Origin of the sequence: Aquimonas sp. (assembly GCF_044377145.1) — a bacterium.
Classification (GTDB): domain Bacteria; phylum Pseudomonadota; class Gammaproteobacteria; order Xanthomonadales; family Xanthomonadaceae; genus Aquimonas.
In genome coordinates, this window is sequence record NZ_JBILJQ010000161.1 from 1 (window position 1) to 3,704 (window position 3,704).

At 64.1% G+C, this 3,704-nt stretch carries 4 protein-coding genes; 3 read left to right on the forward strand and 1 reads right to left on the reverse strand.

Translation table 11 applies throughout. From position 1 onward, the window contains the following. Positions 1–52: 52 nt before the first annotated feature. Complete coding sequence (locus ACIQ7H_RS22055) at positions 53–334, reverse strand: hypothetical protein (RefSeq protein ID WP_395795623.1); 282 nt, start codon at positions 332–334, stop codon at positions 53–55. Between ACIQ7H_RS22055 and ACIQ7H_RS22060 the strand changes: the two genes are divergently transcribed. The 3 genes from ACIQ7H_RS22060 (at position 333) to ACIQ7H_RS22070 (ending at position 3,179) form a co-directional block, all read left to right on the forward strand. Continuing rightward, positions 333–1,160, forward strand: coding sequence for a transposase (locus ACIQ7H_RS22060; RefSeq protein ID WP_395795625.1), 828 nt, complete (start codon positions 333–335; stop codon positions 1,158–1,160). The genes ACIQ7H_RS22055 and ACIQ7H_RS22060 overlap by 2 nt on opposite strands. A 166-nt stretch (positions 1,161–1,326) precedes the next feature. Continuing rightward, positions 1,327–2,565, forward strand: a complete 1,239-nt coding sequence (locus tag ACIQ7H_RS22065) for an AAA family ATPase (RefSeq protein ID WP_395795627.1) — start codon at positions 1,327–1,329, stop codon at positions 2,563–2,565. Positions 2,566–2,567: 2 nt separating this feature from the next. Continuing rightward, complete coding sequence (locus ACIQ7H_RS22070) at positions 2,568–3,179, forward strand: DUF4276 family protein (RefSeq protein ID WP_395795629.1); 612 nt, start codon at positions 2,568–2,570, stop codon at positions 3,177–3,179. Positions 3,180–3,704: the final 525 nt, after the last annotated feature.

The window sequence follows — 3,704 nt, forward strand, 5'->3', positions numbered from 1 at the left end:
CGATGCCTGCCTTGCTCACTGAAACCTCCTCAAACCGCCCCACAATTGTTATCTATAAAAACCGAGAACAACTGTTGGGTAGGAGGTTGACACGTAGGGGGTTCCCTAGCGGTGATTCGTTGCCCAGCGTGCTGGCCGAGAGAAACGCGATGTCGCCGCCGTGGGCTTGCACCAACTCGATCAGCTCATCGACCACATCATCGGTCACGCCGTCGGCGTTGGCGTCTTCGCTGAGTGTCACGGTGCGCGCCTCGTCGTCCATCACGCCCGGCTGGATAAAAAATCCGGGGTCAGGTCTTGTTTTGCCACATGCGCCGGCGTAATGTCGGCGCATGTCTCGTCCTCAACGCATTGAGTTCGCAGGAGCCTGCTATCACGTGATGGCACGTGGCAATGCGCGCGAGCGGATCTACTGGGATGACGAGGATCGGCAGCGGTTTCTGGACGGGTTGTCGCGGGTGTGCGGCCGCTTCGATTGGATCCTCTGGGCCTACTGCCTCATGGACAACCACTACCACCTGCTGGTGGAGACCGAGCAGCCGACGCTCTCGCGCGGGATGCGCGAAGTCAATGGCACCTATTCTCAGAGCTTCAATCGCCGGCACGGTCGCGTGGGGCATGTGCTGCAGGGCCGCTATAAGGCCATCCTGGTCGACAAAGACGCCTATCTCACTGAGCTGCAGCGCTACATCGTGCTGAACCCGGTGCGCGCGGGTCTGTGTGGCGGTGCGGGCGATTGGCGCTGGAGCAGCTACCCGGCGGTGATGGGGAAAGCGGAACCGTTGCCCGGTTTGGCGGTGGACCGCACCCTGTCGCTGTTCGGTAGCGAGCGGGCCGCGGCCCGTTCGGCTTTCGCGCGCTTCGTGGCGGAAGGCGTCGGCCAAGCGTTCGAGCCTGAAGTGCAGGCGCAGAGCTTTCTTGGCGATGAGAGTTTCGTCGCGAAGGTGGCGAACGAGGTCGAGCCCGTCTCCCCCGAAGTCCCTCGCCGCCAGCGCCTTGCGCCCATGCTGCGCCAGATCGAAGCCGAAGCCGCGAACCGCAACGCCGCCATCCGTCGCGCCTACGCCACGGGTGCCTACACGCTGGGCGAGATCGGTGCACACTTCGGCCTGCACTACGCAACGATCAGCCGGATCGCGCGGCAGCGGCAAGGAGGGTGATGTGACAAGACAAGACCTGACCTCGGGTTGTCGGGCTTCAGCCGGGCTACCGAAAGGGAGATGGACAGTGGCGGAGGGATACGCTGATGCTCTTGGGCGGTGAGCCTGGACCGATCCGCCGTGAACCGCGCGCCCCCGACGACGAAGCAACACTTGAGATGCGCTTATGACGCCTGCCCATGCCAAGCCCCGCGAACCGGCTCGCATCACCCATCTGAAGGTCCAGAACTTCCGCGCTCTGCGCGACGTGGAGTTCAAGGATCTGACACCGTTCACGGTACTGCTCGGCCCCAACGGCAGCGGCAAGTCGACGGTGTTCGATGCCTTCGCGTTTCTTGCCGACTGTTTCCAGCTTGGCCTGCGACGCGCTTGGGACATACGCAATCGGGCGAAGGAACTCAAGACGCGCGGCAGCGACGGCCCGGTGGTGATCGAGATCAAGTATCGAGAGCCGGGCTATCCGCTGATCACCTACCACCTGGCGGTGGACGAGGTGGGGGGATCGCCGGTGGTCGTCGAGGAGTGGCTCCGTTGGAAGCGCGGCAGTCATGGTCAACCATTTCGCTTCCTCGACTACAAATCGGGGGCTGGCCGAGTAGTCAGCGGCGAGCTACCCGACGAACAGGCCACCCGCGTCGAGGTGCCGCTGAAGTCGGCCGATCTGCTGGCCGTGAACGCGCTGGGGCAGTTGGCAGAGCATCCGCGCGTCGCCGCCTTGCGCGAGTTCATCACGGGTTGGCACGTGTCCTATCTGTCTGCTGACAGCGCTCGCGGAGTTCCCGAAGCTGGGCCGCAGGAGCGGCTGAGCCGCAGCGGCGACGACCTCGCCAACGTGATCCAGCACCTGAGCGAGCGCCATCCCGACTTGCTGGCACGCATCTTCGAAGTGCTCAGCCAGCGTGTGCCGCATGTCGAGAGGGTGTTGGCCGAACCGATGGCCGATGGACGCCTGTTGCTGCAGATCAAGGACGCGCCATTCTCCCATCCGGTGCTTGCCAAGTTCGCCTCAGACGGCACGCTGAAGATGCTGGCGTATCTGGTGATGCTCTACGACCCTGCTCCGCCGCCCTTCATTGGAATAGAGGAGCCAGAGAACTTCCTGCACCCGCGCTTGCTTCTGGAGTTGGCCGAGGAGTGCCGAAATGCCGCTGCGCGCACCCAGCTGTTGGCGACCACGCACTCGCCTTTCTTCCTAAACGCGCTGCGCCCGGAGGAGGTGCGCGTTCTGTGGCGCGACGAGCACGGCTACACCCGCAGCCAACGCGCGAGCGATCTGCCAGGCGTGCCGGAGTTCATGCAGCACGGCGCGTTGCTCGGCGACCTTTGGATGGAGGGGCAGCTGGGTGTAGGGGATCCGCTCGTGCGCATGGGGGCACCAAGTCGGCCCTCGCCGAAGGAGCGCTGAGGATGGCGGCGACGCATCTGGAGATTCTCGTCGAGGAGCCCTCGATGGAAGCATTCCTGCGCGAACTGTTGCCTCGGCTGCTGCCGGAGGGCCGCAGCTTTGAGATCCATGCTTTCCAGGGCAAGGGCGATTTGCTGCGCAAGCTTGCGCCGCGTTTGCGCGGCTATGCGCATTGGCTGCCGCCCGACTGGCGCATCCTCGTTGTGGTCGATCGTGACGATGACGAGTGTCGGGCGCTGAAAGCGCGGCTGGACGCCATCGCCCTCGATAGCGGGCTGCGCATCGACCGCGCCCATGCGGATTGGCAGCTGGTCAACCGCATCGCCATCGAAGAGCTGGAGGCCTGGTACTTCGGGGACTGGGCGGCTGTGAAGGCGGGCTATCCGCGTGTCACGGCGCGAATCGCTGGCCAGCAGGCTTATCGAGACCCCGATGCCATCGCTGGCGGCACTTGGGAAGCCTTCGAACGGATTCTTCAACGGCATGGCTACTTCGCAGCTGGGCTGCCCAAGGGCGAGGTGGCCCGAACCTTGGCGGTTCACATGAGCCTTGACGGAAACCAATCACGCAGCTTTCGGAGTTTCTTGCACGCTTTGCAGAGTGCGCTTGCCTAGCTGATGAGTCCACGTCACGCCGCTGCCTATTCGCAGAGCTTCAATCGCCGGTACGGCCGCGTGCAAGTCCGGGGTCAGGTCCTTTTTTGCCAAATGCGCCGGCGTAATGTCGGCGCATGTCTCGTCCTCAACGCATTGAGTTCGCAGGTGCCTGCTATCACGTGATGGCGCGGGGCAATGCGCGAGAGCGGATTTAATCCGAGGACAAGTATCGGCAGCGCTTCCTGGATGGACTGTCGCGAGTCTGCGAGCGCTTCGGCTGGATCCTCTGGATAGTGCGCTGGCAGAGTGGGCCCTCCGCCTTCTGCGGCGGCCTCTGAACGTCCGCGGCTGCTGCGCGACTCGCCAATCTCGCGGCCATTTGGTGCGCCAACCTCCCTTGGTTTCGCGAGTCGCGCCGTAAGCGTCCGCCCAAGCCACCTACCGCTTCGCCACTCGCCGTGCTGAGCCTCAGTTGCAGATCGGCGCCCAGCCCTCGATCGGCAGCAAGCTGTCGATGTCGCGGTTGCGCGTGGTCGGCAGTCG

Bases quoted from the DNA above. Each gene is read 5' to 3' on its own strand.
- ACIQ7H_RS22065 (WP_395795627.1), top strand. From the start codon at position 1,327: ATGACGCCTGCCCATGCCAAGCCCCGCGAACCGGCTCGCATCACCCAT.
- ACIQ7H_RS22055 (WP_395795623.1), bottom strand. From the start codon at position 334: ATGCGCCGACATTACGCCGGCGCATGTGGCAAAACAAGACCTGACCCC.
- ACIQ7H_RS22070 (WP_395795629.1), top strand. From the start codon at position 2,568: ATGGCGGCGACGCATCTGGAGATTCTCGTCGAGGAGCCCTCGATGGAA.
- ACIQ7H_RS22060 (WP_395795625.1), top strand. From the start codon at position 333: ATGTCTCGTCCTCAACGCATTGAGTTCGCAGGAGCCTGCTATCACGTG.